Origin of the sequence: Spirosoma sordidisoli (genome assembly GCF_004138325.1) — a bacterium.
GTDB classification, from domain to species: domain Bacteria; phylum Bacteroidota; class Bacteroidia; order Cytophagales; family Spirosomataceae; genus Spirosoma; species Spirosoma sordidisoli.
This window is the reverse complement of sequence record NZ_SBLB01000012.1, coordinates 18,269-35,202: the sequence shown is the minus strand read 5'-3', so window position 1 is coordinate 35,202 and position 16,934 is coordinate 18,269. Positions and strand designations below refer to the sequence as shown.

Here is a 16,934-nt window from a genome sequence, read left to right as displayed (position 1 = left end):
GAACTGTAGCGTTCAACCAGATTCTGGTTGCCTGACCGTAACACACATCAATCGAATAAGATATCTACACCACTCAGACAGCAGAAAATTTCGGTTTTCAACAATTCGTACAAAGTATAATTTGTACAACGTTGAAAAATTTTGAAAATGCATTCAAGGCCGCTGTTGCATATTGCCGGGGCGTGATATGACGATTGAGCCAACAACACGATTTAGGCGGCTAACACCACGTTTGAAAACATCATGTTCGGTATCCCGACGTGAGTCATCCCACACGAATGCTAACAGATGTTGATAGCGGTTTACGTACTCGCTATTAGATGCAAAGTACAAACTATTATCAGCCGCAATCTCCTCTATCATATCCGCAAACCTAACTGTACTTCTTAAGAACTTTACTTCAATAATTAGTGATAAGGAAGGAATGCCCAGATCGGCACGAGCATTCTTTTGTCCAATAGGTTCTAAATAAAACTCATCCTCTAAATCTCTAAAAACTGGTGATAGTAATAAATAAAGGAGATTCTGAACGTGATATTCGTTTTGGATGTCCCAATTTTGAATTGTACAAGTAGAGGTCCTCGGTTTTTCTTCCCATGTCCAGCGTCTGAAAGCAGCAGGAATACGCTCGAGAAAATGTATTAAATCGGCGACAGACGGTTTATTTAGTGAAATAGTTGGAGAGGAATCTAAAATATAATATAGAGCTCTGTATCGTAACGCTGCCAAACAAGGATCTTGCTCCGTTTCTTCAATAACATCTTTGAGTAAGTTATTATAGACAGTTTGATCATCTATTTCCTCAAAAATCTGCCCCATCCCAATTTGATTTAAGGCAATACCAACCACTGAGTTATCTCCAATTGGAACTATTGAACATACATGGTTTGGTGAAAGCATCTGAATAGTTGCACATGCTATACAACGTTTCCAGCTAACTAAGTCTTTGCAAGTATCTTGAATAAAACTGATAAGCCATTCCGTCATACTAGCCAGAACACTACCACCAATTACTTTCGCACCAGTAGCTAAACCAATTAAAGCTATAACGTCCGTAGCGAACGGAGCGCGAGAACCACCCATTACTATCGAGGTACGTCCTAACATTCTTGTGAGGCCACCTGCTAAATCATTGTACCGATCTGACAAGATATCGGGGTACATTTGAGCCATAAACCCAAGCTGTGCCACATGATGGTAATCCAAGGACGACCAATCAGCAGGTAATTGAGCGTTTACTGTGTTTCTTAACGTTGGACATACCCAAGCGATAAAAGTGGCCTCTAGACAACTATTATCTACTTTAGTTATTTCAGTAAGCAACGTTCGACGTATGTCGTTTAGGAAAGGGTTATTATTCGGGCTCATAAAAACCAGCGAGTTGTACCGATTCGATTCAATATAGCATCAGGGTTCCACTGCGGAACACTCGAAAGCTGTCCAAGCATTTGAGCTACTAATTGAGAATAGAAAACAGTTACTGGCATTGGAGCTGGTTGAAAACTTCGCCACGAATGAGCCGCAAAATTTACCACTTGTTTGGCCAAATAAGTTAGGTCTTTAAAAGTAGAATCTTTGTGTAAAATAAGTTGAACAGGAGTTGGTAAACCATCAGTTGGTTGCTTGAGTTCAGCCCCTCCAGTAAGCATAACAAGCATGATTCTTCTTGTGAGTTGAACATACTGACCGCGTTCCGGCGACAATCTACCTTTTTTATAGTAGCCAATTCCATCTTTTTTTGATTTATCAAAAAGTAAGAATGGGTGGTCTTGAGCTACATGTACGAAGGCAAATTCAACGTTATAATCACCTAATTCACTCATCACCTGCTTAACAGCTTCAGCCTCCGCATTCTTAAATACTTTAAAAGCATGGAATATTAGCCGGACGGTATCTCGTGGTTGCCAGTTTAAGTCATGTTTAACGTTCTGCATAGTTGTGCGTAAACTATCAAGAAGCGTTTCAAAGTAATCTTCTTCAGGTACAGCAGATGAGACGTTTGAGACAAAATAATTGCCGTCGCCGGTGAAAACAGTTGTTACACCAATCATCCTCTCTCCACCACCGTATCGACCCTCCTTTATTGTAGCAGAACCAATGCCGAAAACAACCTCGTGAGCAATAGGGCGATCAGCTTTCAAAAGCCAAGGAACGCCGTTCAGTTTGGCATAAGTAGCTAAACTCATATTGTTTAAGGTCCAAACTACTCGCTTGTCTGGCAATCCAAGGGCTTCAAGCGTAAATTCTTGTACAGGAACCTGCTGACCAATCAATCGAGCTTTTGTAGTCAGATATGGATTGTTGTGATCGGTCCGATCACGGAATGACCGATCAATCTGAATCAATGCTAAGTTCCAAGCACCTTGTCCTGTACCATGTATTCTCAAAGCGTCACTGGTAGTCCGATTGTAAGCTTCAACAGAGTCATCTGTTGTCGTGAAAAATTCAATGTGGCAACCCAATAAATGGTATTTAGCTTTTAAGCCAGTATATTCAAACGATCTGCCTGCTGCGTATTCGACAGGAGGGATACCGTCAAGAAATTTTTTAACTATTTGCTCCACCTGCCCCTTTTTGGAAGCTTGGCAGATAACGCAAATGCGGGGACGAGAAGGTGAAAATCCTTCGCGGGAATAGGGCCCATATTTTTGTAAACCATTATCATTATACAAGCTGACTTTTTGACCGCCGTAGGCAAATACAAACGTAGGTTTATCTGCCATGCCTATAGTTGTCAAATCGTCATTATTAATGTCATTTGTTAAAAACTGATCGATTGTGAAAGGAATTCCTTCGATCAATTCTAAAGAAAATGCTTGAAAAGACTCAAGTGCACTTGCAAGACGTTTGAGTTTTTCTGGGCCTGTATGAAAAGCAGAAACACGCTTATCAAGCCTTTCAAGAATTCCTAATGCGTGTTCTCCGTAAATATGTTTAATACAGTGAGCTAATACATCCTCTCTCGGCTCAAGATATAGTTTTGATGCTAGTGAAGGTGAATCTTCTCCTGGACGAAGATCATCTAGTTGTAACAGATCACCGTCTTCGATTCCTGTTACTTTTCCGACGGTTGTAAAACGAGGCTTCAATTCGGGATTGCGTCCCAAATTAGCTCGACCTACATAATAACCAGTTAGCGGAACGCCAAATTGGAGTAGCTTATCACAACTATATGAAATACGAGGGGCTGTACCAACATTGATGCTTAAAGCAACGTATGGGTTTTCACCAGTAGGATTTTGAATACGAAAGTCTATTTCCCAACGAGCAAACATGCTCAATCCCTTTCTAAGAGAGGTTCCTTCTGGTAAACAGTCTTCAATTAAATTTCGACCACTCACCAAATAGGTAATAGGCTTTTTTCCCGTTATCCAGCAAGAACGCTCAAGCAATCGACGATATAAAGCCTCATTCGCTAACGAAGCCACAACATTTAAATTTTCGGAAAGTATTAGACTGCCTTTGCGACCCCCTGCGGTCTTAGCATCTTTGCGAATAGGAATAGCCTGTATTCGGTCCTCGCTACGTTGAATAAGGTGTGTTGTGCGATACTCATTATGCAACTGATTAAATCTGTCCTCTGAATACCGAAATTCTTCAATATCAATACTCGCATCGTTAAAACTGATGGGAGCAACGTTTAAGGTAATTGCCATTAAAAACTAATTTGTTAATGATACGCCAATATACCTAAAAGGTTTACAACGCCCGCATCACGCCTAAAAACTCGTCCAGTGTGTACGTACCCTCAAACTCCTTTTTCTCGAAGACCATAAAGTAGCGGTACGTTTCGCCGGCTTTCTGCCGCCAGTAGTCTCCCAGCTTGCGCTTGGCTTCGCTGTCGGAGTTGTCGCGGTCGTCGCCTTTGGTTTCCAGCAGGACGATTTTGCCACGCTTTGTGACGACGATGAAGTCGGGGTAGTGGTTGAGGTAGCCATTGAGCCAGTAGCCACGGCCCCGCTCGCCGTTGCGCGTCCAGAAGGCGACGTTTTCTAAATTTGCCACTTCCAGAATGACCCGCTCCTCGAAACCATTCATGCGCTCCTCCTTGCTGTAGAGCGACTTGGTGATATCCTTGGCCGTTTCTTTCGGGGCTTTGGTGGCAGGCAATGAGTAAGCCGGTTTTACAAACACCTCGTCGGTGTCGAGTAGCTTGCGGAATCGTTCGGCGGCAAAGTCAGTGGTCAGCGTCGTGATATGGCGTTTGATCCGTTCGGCGTAGGTGTGTTCGTGAGTAATCAGATCACGGAACTGCTCTTCGCCCATCTCGTCGAGGATACGCTTAACGTACTTACGCACGTCGGCATCGGAGATGGGCCGGAAGTCGCCGAGTAAGCGCATCAGGCGGCCCGTCATGCTGTTGAGTTGCGTGTCGCGGCTTTGCTGCGCCAGGATGTTATTCAGCAGGGCTTCTTTGGTCTTCCCGTCGATCCGGGCAATGGCGGGGGTGTATTGGCCTTTTTCAGTTTGCTCCAGATCGACCTTGTAAAGGTCAGCCTGCACGTTGTCGAAGTTGATGTCGGTGCTTTGTTTGCCTAGCGGAAACCCGCCCAACAGGTGCGTCCGGTCTAACCGCTCTTCGCCGTCGGTGCTGAATAAGCCCGTTGGCACCCGCATATAAAATTGAGGCAGCCGAATGGCTTTGGCCTGTTCGCTAAAATGATCGCGCATGGCGTACCGGCCTACCGACTGCTGTGCGTCGTCGGGTTCCTGCCCGTTGATTTTCATATCTGCAAGCTGTTGTTCAAAGGCTTTGGCTTCTTCCTCAGCCTGCCGTTGAATGTCCTGTATGACGGGTGAATCGACTACGCCAGGCGGTACGTCCGACCTACCACCGGCACCGCTCCCGGCTGGCGAGTGAACCGGATTAGCGGAGACTGAACCCTTCGTTGCCTCACTGGCTGCGGTTTGGGGTGGGTACGTTATCTGGTCGGGGTCGATGTCCTCGGTGGCCGTTGGTGCAGGCTGGTCCGTAGCTGGATTGGTTAGCTTGGGGTCGAACAGAGCCGCCAACGGATTAGGTCCGTCCGGCATAGGTGGCGTGGTTGGCTTTACCTCATCGGAGACGACCCGGTAATCTTTACTGCTGAAGCCGGCTTTGTTTAGGCCGTTGACGACGTGTTGCAGGGTTTCGCGAAACTTGGATGAGGCCGTCAGTACGTAGCTCAGGTTCAATAGGGGCGATTGGTGCTGCCGAACGTATGGCTGACGCAGTACCCGCCCCAAGATCTGCTCGACATCCACCGCCGATGAACGGTCGGCAAGCGAAGCTAGAATATAGGCGTAGGGACAGTCCCAGCCTTCCTTGAGCGCATTGACGGTGATGATGTAGCGCACGGGGCAGTCATCGGCCATCAGGTCAACCCCTTTCAATTCGTCAACCGACGCGGTTTTGATCTTTATCTGAGCCGAGGGGATGCCTGCTTTGACTAAAATATCCTTAATCCGCTGGAAGGTGTGGTTGTCTGCTGCTGTTTGCGATTGCGCCTGAAATAGCACGATGGGACGGATTAGCCGCCCACCCACTTGCTCTTGCTCGGCCCGTGCTTGAACCTCCAGTTTGCGCTGGAGTTCCAGAGCCGCGTTGATGACATCGATTTTGTCTTTCTGGTTATAGACAATCACCGGCAGCTTCACCATATTTTCGCCCTTAAGAGCGAGCGCATCCACGAAGCTGATGATGTTGCTGTTCCGGCGCGGGGTGGCCGTCAGGTCCAGAATAAAACTGGGATTCAGGTTGGCCAGCATCTCCACGCTCAACTCGCTTTCAGCGTTGTGGCTTTCATCGACCACCAACACCGGCTGCAACGACCGGATGACGTTGATCACCGCCGTTTCGTCCGTGCCTTCCAGTACGTGGTCGGGTTGCTCCCGGTTGGCTGCGGCAGTCCCGGCCACGAAACTGAGGTTGTTGCCGTTTTCCTGAAACAGCTTGCGGTCCTCTTTATTCCTGGCCCGAAGCGAATCGAAGCTCATCACGATGATACTCAGTTGCCCCTGCACGGCGGTCGCGTTGAACCCCGATCCGGCCAGCAAGGCGGCTTTGTCGAACACCTCGACGCGGTGGTTGAAATGGGCATTTAGTTTCTGCCGGTACGGGTGGTTCGAATCGCGCAGATTCTTGATGGTCTGGTCGAGAATAGAAATTGACGGCACCAGCCAGACAACGGCTTTAGGTACGTCGGGTGGGCCGTCGTTGGGCGAGATGAGTCCGAAAATGGGTTGGAGGGCGTTGCAGGCAATAAACGTTTTGCCACCCGCCGTGGGCACCTTCACGCACACGTGCGGAACGGGCAGGCCCTTCGCGTCGCGAACGTTGTTTTTGTAGGGTTCAATGGTATGGCCCGTCATCGGTCGGAAACCCCGGTCGGTCCAGTAGTCTTGGAACGAATGGCGGATGTCGGATACCCGGATCAGGTAGTCCAAAAACAGGCTGAGGTCGGCAATAACCTGCTGTTGATAGGGTTTGAGTTCCATGACGTGGGTGGTTACAGGCGGGCGATGTCGCGCGGAATCTTTTTGAAGATGATGTGGTGTTGCTGCAAAAAGGTATCCGGCAACGTGCAGACATCGGCGTAGATGATGTACTGCTCCGCCTGCTCCTGAACGTGGCCCAGCAGGGCAAAATCGAGTGTTGTCTGTTCGTCGGGTACGTAGCAGAAATAATAGGCCGTGCCGCCATACGTACCTAAGTGGTACGTACCGGTTTCGGACTGCGCTGAGGATATGAGTTGGGCGTTTGAGTACGTGGTCCGGGTTTCGGTAAACCAGATGTATTCCCGGATCTTGTCGATGCTCACCGCCGGGTTCAAATTGCCCTCGTCGTCGAACAGCCGCTCGCCTAATGTATAGTACGTAAAGTTACTATTATATGCCTGATTATCAGTTATTTGTAACTGCGAGGGGGGGGGTAAAGTTACTTTTCATCACCCGTTTTACGCGCTCTGCCGTAATCGTTTCGGCGTAGTTTTCCATCTCCACCAGGATAAATCTGCGCCTGCCCCCGTCCTGCCGATTCAGATTTTCGACCGCATGAGCCGTAGTGCCGGAACCCGCGAACGAGTCGAGGACAATGGAGTCTTTATCAGTAGCGATTTGCAATACTCTACTGATTAGTCTAAGTGGTTTTGGATAGTCAAAGACTCCGCTATTATTAAAAATTGACTTGATTTCTTTGGTTGCTTCTTGAGTGTGGCCAACCTCTTTATTATCCCACCACGACCATAAATTCTTTCCGTGTCTTTCAGATAGATACGTTTTCTTCCTCGGAACTCCTTTCCCGTCTTGCCCAAACCATATCCTACCTGCCTCTATTTCTTCTTTCATTCTTTCTTCCGTGAACCGCCAGCAAAGACCATCCGGTAGGTCAATCACTCTGCCAGATGGAGTCGTCAGAGAGTAAAACTGGCTCTTAGTCCCATGCCCCGCCTGAGCTGTGCAATCTGTTGAAACCCAAGCACCTCTAGGATCATTATCTGGGTTCTTAAATTTTTTCCTGTCTTCGTCACTCAATTCTAACAAATTAAATACGTCACGGTACGTAGTCGCATTTTTTTGATAGGCCATCAAATATTCGTGACCTGAGCTTATCTTCTTTCTGGCATCAGGTGATGTTCTTTTTTGCCAAACGATAGTGACCACAAAATTTCCTACGCCAAAGATTTCATCCATCATCAACTTCAGACTGGCCTGTTCATTATCGTCAATTGAGATAAAAATGACTCCATCTTCAGACAGCAATTTGTGCAATAGCTTCAGCCGGGGATACATCATGCACAGCCATTTGTCATGGCGGCTGAGGTCTTCGCCTTCTTTACCCACTACGCTGTTCAGCCACCGTTTGATTTTGGGATCGCTGACATTGTCGTTGTAGACCCAGCCCTCATTGCCTGTGTTGTAAGGGGGGTCGATATAGATGCACTTCACCTGCCCTTCGTAGCGCGGTAGCAGGGCTTTCAGAGCTTCGAGATTGTCGCCGTGAATAATCAGATTATCGGAAAGAGACGTACCGGCAGACTCTTCGGCCTGACGTGGTCCGGCGTGAAAGGTGTACTGCGCGTCGAGCGTCCGAAACGGTACGTCGAGGTGGTGATTGATGACTTTGTCTTTGCCAATCCAATTCAGCGTGGGCATACGAATACGTAAAACGGAAAATCAAAAATAGCAATTTTAGCTACAACCGTCAGCGTGATGGATATCATATTGGAATAATAAAAATAGTTTTTGCGTTATTTGTGCAAAAGTCATCCGTATTTTATCATGCTCGTTCAATTCTCGGTCAAGAATTATAAATCCTTCCGCGATGAAGCCAAGCTGTCGCTGGTGGCTTCGCGTTACGACAAAGACCCATCTACGGAAACGCATTGGGTGAACGTACCTGCCCTCGACCGGGATAGCGGACCGTTCCGACTGCTGAAAAGCGTAGCGATCTACGGGGCCAATGCCTCCGGCAAGAGCAAGCTGGTTGAGGCATTGAGCTTCATGCGGCACTTCATGCTCCGCTCGTCGGGCGGTACGCAGTTGAACGATAAGATTCCGACGGTCCCGTTTCGGCTCAACCCGGAGGTGGAGCAGGCCCCGTCAGAGTTTGAGCTGGTGTTTCTGCACGAGGGTGAGCTGTTCCGGTATGGCTTCGAGGTAACGACTGAGAAAGTAGTGTCGGAGTGGCTCTATCACCGCCCGAAGACCAAAGAGATCGAAGTGTTCTACCGCGACGAGCAAACGTTCGACGTGATCAATCCCCGGCAGTTCAAAACGGGCCTGCGGCTGGCCAAAGACGATATGATCCGGCCCAACGCGCTGATGCTGTCGGTAGCGGCTCAGTTCAATGATCCGCTTGCCCGGCGCGTGTTTGCCTGGCTGGCCAAGTTGAACGTCATTTCAGGCTTACAGGAAGAAGGGTACGAAGGTTTTACTGTCAGCCGCGTTATGCACACCGAGGGCAAATCGGCAGTCATGAATTTCCTGGCCGGGGCTGATCTGGGCATAGCCGACGTGCGCGTACAGCCCATCGAGCACGAAAGCGACCTGCCGGGCAACCTACCGTCGAGCCTGCGCGAACGACTGGCTGAAGCCCTGACGGAAAAAGACGGGGTTATTCTGGGCGGTACCAAAACCCTGCACCGACGCTACGACTCCGACGGCAACCCGCTGGGTACGGTCGAGTTCGACATGGACGATGAATCGTCGGGTACGCAGAAATATTTCGCCCTGTCCGGCCCCATTCTGGAGACGCTGCAACAAGGCGATACGTTGGTGGTGGACGAACTGGAATCGAAGCTACACCCCAACCTGGTTCGTAAAATTGTCGGCCTGTTTCATTCGCCGGAGACCAACCCGCACAACGCCCAGTTGATTTTCAACACTCACGACAGCAACCTGCTCAGTGCGGGTGGACCAACGCGTCCACTGCTTCGGCGCGATCAGATCTGGTTTGTCAGCAAAGACCGGTACGGGGCTTCGTCGCTTTATGCACTGTCGGATTTCAAAACCGACACCGTCCGCAAAGGTGACGACTACCGCGAGAAGTATCTGCAAGGCCGCTTCGGGGCGGTGCCGTATCTGAACGACTATGACGAAACCGTGAGCCAAACACTGCAACCTGTCGCCGATGAAGAGTAGGCAGAAAAGCATCCGCGAGGCTGAGGAACGCGACGAAAAACGGGCTGCTAAACGGGCAAAACGAGCCGCTGCCCTTGCTATTGATCGGGCGGACCCAACGGCTACGGAGTTCATTCGACTATTAGTCGTGACGGAAGGTGTCAACACGGAAGTGAGCTACTTCCGGCAATTCCAGATGCCCAACGTGCAGGTACGTACTGTGGGCACCGGGTATAACACGTTGTCACTGGTACGTCGGGCCGAACAGATTCGGGATGAAGAACGGCTGAAGGGCAGCGAGTACGATCAAGTCTGGTGCGTTTTCGACAGAGACGACTTTGATGCTGAAGATTTTAACGAAGCGGTGCGGCTAGCTCAACATCTGTTTGGTGACGGACGGGTGGCCTATTCCAATCAATCGTTTGAATACTGGCTGCTACTCCATTTCTTGGATCATCAGGGCGGAGCCATGCACCGCCAACAGTATGATGCTCGACTCAATGAGTGCCTGGCACCGTATGGTGTGCAGTATGAGGGCCGTAAAAGCAAACGTATCAACACCAACTTCTTCGATCTGATGCTGGCCATTGACCCGCAAACCCGTCGCCGACGCATTGATCAAGCCATTACCCGCGCCGAGCGGGTGTTTGACCAGTACGACCACCGTAGCCCGGCTATTGAGGAGTCATCTACCACAGTGTTTCGGGTGGTAAAGGAAATTATGGGCGACAGAGAGTAGCGCGTCAATTGCAATACTCATGGCTTATTTCACAAAAATGGGGCTACCTCTCCGCCTGATTAAAATTTAGGAACGTGGCGACATCCAAAATCGATTATGAATGGTGCGACCGATGCCTGACCGGATGCGAGAAGGCTAAAACCGAGTTGATTTATCAGTATAATTTTTGGATTAGATTGGTAGCCGTATCAGTGATAATGATTGTCGTCACAGTAGCCTTTCTGCTCTTGGCTTTGTGGGTAAAGACTCTATTTAGCTTGGTCATTGCCGTAGCTTTTGGCGTTGGTTCCTGGCGGCAATGGAAACAATACAAGCATGAAGAGCAGGTCTTTATCAAGAAAGGGCAGTGTGTCGAGACAGTACGGGAGGTAATGCATGTCCTGCTGCACTCAGGAAAAATTTCTCCGAGTGAATATGATGATCTTCGGAAACGGGTGGGCCAATTACCCGTCTTTCCGGCACTTGATCAGTAGCTAACCACTGTTGAGCCACGCCACGTACTAAGTTGGTTAGATCTGGTATTATAGTGGGTTTGGTCAGGTACGCGTTGGCCCCGGCCTGGAGGCACTGCTGTCTGTTGGATTCACTGGCCGACGTACTTAAGTGCTTATTCTATGAAACTGTACGCTATGCCATGCTCAACTATTCTCTGATTGATCGCTATCTGTTTTTGTTAGCAGGAATGCCGTTTTTAACCGTATTCTGGACAGCTCAGGCCCAACCTTTACGCGATTATAACGTCGTTTGGACGACACCCAGCCGCCATTCTGGGGAGTCGATGCCCTGTGGCGGAGGGGATGTGGGCCTCAACGTCTGGGTGGAAGGGGGCGATCTGTTGCTGTACGTGTCACGGAGCGGTACGTTCGATGAAAACAACGCCATGCCTAAACTAGGGCGGCTACGGCTGACACTCAGCCCAAATCCGTTCAGTAGTTCAACCACGTTTCGGCAGGAACTGCACCTCCGGGAGGGATACGTGAGCGTGACGGGCGGGCGGGGGACGCAACAGGTACGTATCAACGTTTGGGTAGACGTGTTCCGGCCCGTCGTGCGTGTTGATTTGAGCAGCCGTCATCCGGTAACCGCGCAGGTACGTTACGAGAACTGGCGTACCCAGGACCACCTGTTAATGACCAAAGAAGGGCCAACAACGTCTTACAAAACGCTGCCCAATCTGCCGGTGGTACAACGACGCGATGAGGTCGCGTTTACGGATAAGAGCGTTCGCTTTTACCACCGTAACCAGGATTCGACCGTGTTTGATTACACAGTGCGTCAGCAGGGCATGGCCTCGGTAAAAGACAGCCTGTGGAACCCCCTGCGTAATCTGACCTTCGGGGGTGAGCTGCGGGGTACAGGTATGCAACCCGCCGGAATGACACAGGGTACGTACCAGAACACCCCGTTCACCGCCTGGAGCCTGAAGAGCCGCAAGCCGGTCCGTACCGCTCAGGTTACGCTGGTGCTGCATCAGGCACAATCGGCCAGCGTTGGGGCCTGGCAGCAGGCTCTTAATGGGGCCATCAGCGAGGCCGACGAAGCTCTCAACACTGCTCAGGTACGCAGCCGACAGTGGTGGGGGCAGTTCTGGGAACGCAGCTACATCTACATCCAGCCCGACCAGCCCGATAGCAGCGCGGCCCCTTGGCAGGTGGGCCGTAACTACCAGTTGTTTCGCTACCTGCTCGGCTGTAACGCCTTCGGCACGTACCCGACCAAGTTCAACGGGGGCCTGTTTACCTACGACCCGGTGTTTGTGAATCCCGATCTGGCCTTTTCGCCCGATTTTCGGCTGTGGGGTGGCGGTACGTTCACGGCCCAGAACCAGCGGCTGGTGTACTGGCCCCTGCTAAAAAGTGGTGATGTGGACCTGATGAAGCCGCAGTTTGAGTTTTACCAGCAGGCACTACCCAATGCTGAACGACGGAGCCGCTTTTACTGGGGACACGGCGGGGCCTGTTTTACCGAGCAACTCGAAAATTTCGGGTTGCCCCAAGCGTTCGAATACTTAGCGAATCAGCACATTTTCAACACCACACGGTCGAGTACGTATGATAAAGGAGTTGAATACAACAACTGGGTGGCCTACACCTGGGACACGGTGCTGGAGTTTTGCCTGATGATTCTCGACGCAGAGCGATTCACCGGGCAGGATGTCAGTACGTACCTGCCTCTGATTGAAAGCAGCCTGACGTTTTTCGATGAACACTACCAGCAGGAACAGCTTCGACGTAGTCCCAAACCCCTCGATGAGCAGGGCCACCTGGTGCTTTATCCGGGCAGTGCCGCCGAGACCTACAAAACAGCCTACAACGCCGTTACGACGGTGGCGGGCCTTCGGGCGGTGCTGACCCGGCTACTAGAATTGCCCAACCGGTACTTGCCCGCCGACAAGCGAACACGCTTTCAGGCCATGCTTACCCGTATCCCGCCCATCCCGACGCGGGTGATGCAAGGCCGTGCAACCATTGCCCCCGCCGTGACGTGGGATCGAATTAACAACACGGAGATTCCGCAGTTATACCCCCTATTTCCTTACAACCTCTACGGGCTGGGCAAACCCGACTTTGATTTGGCTTTGAATACGTGGCGGTACGATACCGAAGCCGCCAAAGTCAAGGATTATATAGGCTGGAAGCAGGACAACATCTTCTGCGCCCGGCTCGGCCTGACCGACGAGGCCGCCCGGCTGACGACGCTCAAACTGCAAAATTCGGGGCGGCGTTTCCCTGCTTTCTGGGGGCCGGGCTTCGACTGGACACCCGATCATAACTGGGGTGGGTCGGGCATGATCGGCTTGCAGGAGATGCTGATGCAGACCGACGGCAGAACTATCCGACTGCTACCCGCCTGGCCCCGCAACTGGAACGTCACGTTCAAACTGCACGCCCCCTACCAAACAGTCGTTGAAGGCCGGGTCGTAGGGGGCAAGATTGAGCAGTTGCGCGTTAGTCCGGCAGAGCGGGCGAAAGATGTTGTCTTACCCAACAAATAAGGTATAAGCAATCCGGTGGATGAGCCGCAACACAACGCTCAATCTAAGAGTGTTGGTTATGGCTCACTTCTGGTCAAGAATATGGCATTGAATAAACTGCCAGCTAGGTACCAATATCAAAGGCTTGGATGAAATCCGTCTGGAGCAAGTCTCACGCTTGCTGATTAATATGACCTATACCATCACGGAGGTAGCCTATATATGCGGGTTTAACAGTATTTTGTATTTCAATCGTGTGTTCCGCAGCAAGCACGGCTGCACTCCCCGCGAGTTCCGCCAGAATTATCCGGGTATGCGGGTGTTTGCGCAAGAGTTGTACCAAATTACATATCTCGACAGTTAGTTTAGGTTTCGCTTAAACAGATCGTTTGGCCACCACCCGTTTCCTGAATGGTTTGAGCTGTGAGGCATCTACCTGAAGCCATTGACACAAAGCCATTAGCAGATCAGGAGTCGGTTGGTAGCCATTTTCAGCACTAAGGATTGTACTGGGTTTCGCTACTCCGTTGAGAACATGGCTGTTTACTTCATCCGCCACCGCACTGACACCTCGTTTGGCTCGCTTCGCGCGTATTAAGTCGGCTAAATGATACGTTGGTGGTTTCAGTGTCTCGTTGACTTTGCGAATGGTGTTTATCGAAAAACTGGTTTGTCGTTCGATCTCGCGCAGTGAATGACCAGCCTGTAAAAGCTGCACGACAATCTGCGATTTTGCCTTTTGCAAAAAGGCATCGGTACGTTCGGGTGCTTTGGGTCGCCCCAACGTCTTGCCAGCTTCCTGTGCCCGGCGCATACCTGCCCGTACTCGTTCGGATCGAGTCGTTGGTTCGGCTGGGGTAGCATCGTCTCGCATCAACGATTGCAAGGCGGTTACAATCGCCCTTACTTCATCCGGTGGTAAGTCAAAATATTCCGTTAGCGGCCCGCCTGCTGTGTTCAATGGGTGCTGGTAGGCTACATACTTTCGCTTAAAATAGGCTTCCAGATACCCGACCTGTTTAACAAGAGCTAGCGGCTCGATAATGACCGGTCCCAGCGGGCGCAGGTCGCGCTCAATTTCGGTTACTCGCTCTGGTAGCGGACGACTGGTTACGCCGGACTTGTACAACGTACCTGAAGGCAGGTCAATACGTAGGAAATAGAAGTTGAAGGTTACGAACCGCGTCAGCGTTCGTTCAAACGCATCATGCTCTGTCGTCAGATCGGCCAGTTCATTATACGTGCGGTGATAGCTGATCAGGGCGTCGTAGTGTTTACGCAGCTTCGACGGGATCAGGTATGCCGTACCAGATAGCTCTTCCTGCCAGAGCTGACCCGGAGAAACTGAATAGCCCCATTCCGAAACACGTCCCCATTTCCTGGGCTTTAGATCCAAATGCCAATAGCTACTAAACTGGCTGTGGCGCACCTTGTATAGGGGAGGTACCGGCCCTCGGTCGGAAGAAGGACTTTCCAAAAACGCCTGCACGGTGGTCAACACCTCCTGATTAACCTGCCGGTTTACCGGTCGGGTTCCGGTTTTGTAAGGTTGGGACACGTCATCGAGGATGTCGAGTAACTCAGCCATTAAGTCTTTAATGGTCTGCCAGTTGGTTTGGAGTTTCGTGAGTTGCTCGTTCAGCCGTTGTTGTTCGGCCAAAAGCTGCTGGGCATGACGCTGGGCAAACTCATCCAGCGGCCAACTCGTCTCATCGACGTTCGTTGCCCAGAAATCGAAGTGGGGAATCAGGGGCCGACAACTATTCGCCAGGTGCGCGTAGTGATGCACTTTGATGCGGCCTTTTTTGGCCGTCAAAGGCCCATGACAGTGAGGACACACCAACGCACAAGCCTCCCCGCGTGGCGACTCGCTGATGTGAATCAACTGCTCCTGCCGGTTGAGACCTACCTGCAACCAGGCTTGATACAGTCCGGCATCGGAGTTATGCATCTTTTTTTTGATACAAGATAAATCGAAATGATGGCCCTGTCAACCTTTTTTTGATACACTTATGGGGAGGTTTGGAATTCCGTGTAGGTTATTTCTACCAAATCCGAATAGTGGCAACAGATAGATTAGTCAGTAGCTACCACTTGGAATTGGCAACTACTCATTGGCCTCACTACCTAATAATATGGATAAGTGATTTGGAAGCGCAGTTAACTGGGGGGATTATGTACAACTGATCGACAATGTTGGACAAGATAGGTAGTAACTGATAACGGCAGACCATACAGATCGTGGTATATAAGCTTATGAAGCGCGATACATTATTGTTAGCTGCAACAGTTGCCGAGTGTTCAGACTGTTGAGTAAGTCGTCTGTCGCCCGGTCTACGGCAAGTGCGTCGACATAACGGGCATCCTGCCGTTCAAGGCAATCACGCAGGGATGCGGCCATAGTAGGCTGTATGGAAAGCATCCGTATGGCCCGGATTATGTTGGTGTGTGCATCCATAAGTAGCATCGGCACCAATGTTCGGTCACTGTTGAGCCAGCTATCTACCAAGTCAATGTTCAACGTGTGTACGTTCAGGGTCACTTCAAAGGCCAAGCCGATGCCGGTAAGGTGGACCAGAAAGCAGGGAATGTCCTCGCTTACATGCAATCCATAACTCAGTGGCCCTTTTTGCCAGTTCGGCCCATCAGCCTCCGGTTGTGTGCAGTAGTATACGATATGAAAAAACGAGTGGTCCATAACTGCCTTGATTTCCCCCTTTTTTGGATGATACCCCTTGTGCGGATAAGGCTGGCCAATTTCATACGTTATCATGCAGGATAACATATGCTTAATTAAATTTTAATTGATAATGTAAAGTTTAATTACAAAATTAAACTTTACTATTTGGCAAATGTCAGTTTAATTGTTTTCCTTGCCTTTATTTTTACAAGCAAAGATGATACTCACTATTGACAAATCGAAGGAGCTGACCCGCAAGGAGTACGTAGATTTCCTCCAAAAAACGAAAGGCGAGACGATCAGCGAGAGTCGAATCTCCCAACTCGTGTCAGCGGGCAAATTAAAGGTGCGTGATTACCCCGAACTGAACAACCTGCAACTCATTGTCCTGGACGACGATGAGCAAGCCCTTGCGCAAGCCCGGTTTAGTACGTCTCAGGCGATCCACACATATTCCTATAAGGAATTGGGCTTAATGGTGGGTAAATTGGTGCATGACCTGACCAATGAGAATGGTAATGCTCAAACGCTACTCAACGAAAAGCAAACGCAGTTGGATCAGTTAGTCAGCACGCTTCAGCACACCGAGGCAGACCGTGACGAGGCTAAGCAGACTGTCCAGAAGATGGCGAGCTACCAACAGCACTTAGAAGCTGAGAACGAATCGCTTCAAACCACACTCACCCAGCGATCAGAAACAATCACTACATTGGAGGCCGAACTCAAAAACCTCAACGAAAGCCTGACCGATACGCAGCGCAAATTGGATATTGAAACCTCGTTCCGTGGTGAATTCGATTCGTTCAAATCGCTGGTGATGGACTTGATCCAGAAGCAAGCGGAGGGGGGCGTTGCAACTCTTGAAGCAGCTAAGTCCACTGCTGGAAAACGTGTTAAGAGTGCCAAATCTAAACAGTAATACCCGACTGTAGTTTAAGGCC

Annotated in this window: 13 protein-coding genes; 6 read left to right on the top strand and 7 right to left on the bottom strand. The window is 50.1% G+C overall.

Annotated elements, in window-relative coordinates; genetic code table 11:
* Positions 1-153: 153 nt before the first annotated feature.
* The 5 genes from EQG79_RS27990 to EQG79_RS27975 form a co-directional block, all read right to left on the bottom strand.
* Positions 154-1,368: a PD-(D/E)XK nuclease domain-containing protein gene (locus EQG79_RS27990; RefSeq protein ID WP_165358968.1), complete on the bottom strand. Its 1,215-nt coding sequence runs from the start codon at positions 1,366-1,368 to the stop codon at positions 154-156.
* The gene (locus EQG79_RS27985) at positions 1,365-3,656 is read right to left on the bottom strand and encodes an argonaute/piwi family protein (protein WP_129606082.1); all 2,292 of its coding nucleotides are present in this window, start codon (positions 3,654-3,656) and stop codon (positions 1,365-1,367) included. The genes EQG79_RS27990 and EQG79_RS27985 overlap by 4 nt, the downstream gene beginning before the upstream one ends.
* Positions 3,657-3,699: 43 nt before the next feature.
* On the bottom strand, positions 3,700-6,477 hold the full coding sequence (locus EQG79_RS27980) for a DEAD/DEAH box helicase (protein WP_129606080.1): 2,778 nt from the start codon (positions 6,475-6,477) through the stop codon (positions 3,700-3,702).
* An 11-nt stretch (positions 6,478-6,488) separates the two neighbouring features.
* Positions 6,489-6,800, bottom strand: a complete 312-nt coding sequence (locus EQG79_RS31380) for a hypothetical protein (protein ID WP_240699478.1) — start codon at positions 6,798-6,800, stop codon at positions 6,489-6,491.
* A gap of 82 nt (positions 6,801-6,882) precedes the next feature.
* Positions 6,883-8,133 carry a site-specific DNA-methyltransferase gene (locus EQG79_RS27975; protein ID WP_240699477.1) on the bottom strand — a complete coding sequence of 417 codons (1,251 nt, stop codon included), beginning with the start codon at positions 8,131-8,133 and terminating at the stop codon, positions 6,883-6,885.
* 126 nt (positions 8,134-8,259) lie between these two features.
* On the opposite strand from EQG79_RS27975, the gene EQG79_RS27970 reads away from it, so the two are divergent.
* The 5 genes from EQG79_RS27970 (at position 8,260) to EQG79_RS27950 (ending at position 13,677) form a co-directional block, all read left to right on the top strand.
* A complete protein-coding gene (locus EQG79_RS27970; protein WP_129606078.1) occupies positions 8,260-9,621 on the top strand; it encodes an AAA family ATPase in 1,362 nt (453 codons plus the stop codon).
* Positions 9,611-10,339 carry an RloB family protein gene (locus EQG79_RS27965; protein ID WP_129606076.1) on the top strand — a complete coding sequence of 243 codons (729 nt, stop codon included), beginning with the start codon at positions 9,611-9,613 and terminating at the stop codon, positions 10,337-10,339. Before EQG79_RS27970 ends, EQG79_RS27965 begins: the two co-directional genes overlap by 11 nt.
* A gap of 74 nt (positions 10,340-10,413) precedes the next feature.
* Positions 10,414-10,812 carry a hypothetical protein gene (locus EQG79_RS27960; protein WP_129606074.1) on the top strand — a complete coding sequence of 133 codons (399 nt, stop codon included), beginning with the start codon at positions 10,414-10,416 and terminating at the stop codon, positions 10,810-10,812.
* A gap of 161 nt (positions 10,813-10,973) precedes the next feature.
* Entirely contained in the window at positions 10,974-13,334 is a 2,361-nt protein-coding gene (locus EQG79_RS27955; protein WP_129606071.1) for a DUF5703 domain-containing protein, read from the top strand.
* 124 nt (positions 13,335-13,458) lie between these two features.
* Complete coding sequence (locus EQG79_RS27950; RefSeq protein ID WP_262708639.1) at positions 13,459-13,677, top strand: helix-turn-helix domain-containing protein; 219 nt, start codon at positions 13,459-13,461, stop codon at positions 13,675-13,677.
* A gap of 12 nt (positions 13,678-13,689) precedes the next feature.
* On the opposite strand, the gene EQG79_RS31240 is transcribed toward EQG79_RS27950, so the two are convergent.
* A complete protein-coding gene (locus tag EQG79_RS31240; RefSeq protein WP_206445616.1) occupies positions 13,690-15,264 on the bottom strand; it encodes a competence protein CoiA family protein in 1,575 nt (524 codons plus the stop codon).
* 303 nt (positions 15,265-15,567) lie between these two features.
* A complete protein-coding gene (locus EQG79_RS27940; protein WP_129606069.1) occupies positions 15,568-16,086 on the bottom strand; it encodes a hypothetical protein in 519 nt (172 codons plus the stop codon).
* A gap of 124 nt (positions 16,087-16,210) precedes the next feature.
* Here EQG79_RS27940 and EQG79_RS27935 point away from each other — a divergent pair, with 124 nt between their 5' ends.
* Positions 16,211-16,912, top strand: a complete 702-nt coding sequence (locus EQG79_RS27935; protein ID WP_129606067.1) for a hypothetical protein — start codon at positions 16,211-16,213, stop codon at positions 16,910-16,912.
* Positions 16,913-16,934 lie beyond the last annotated feature (22 nt).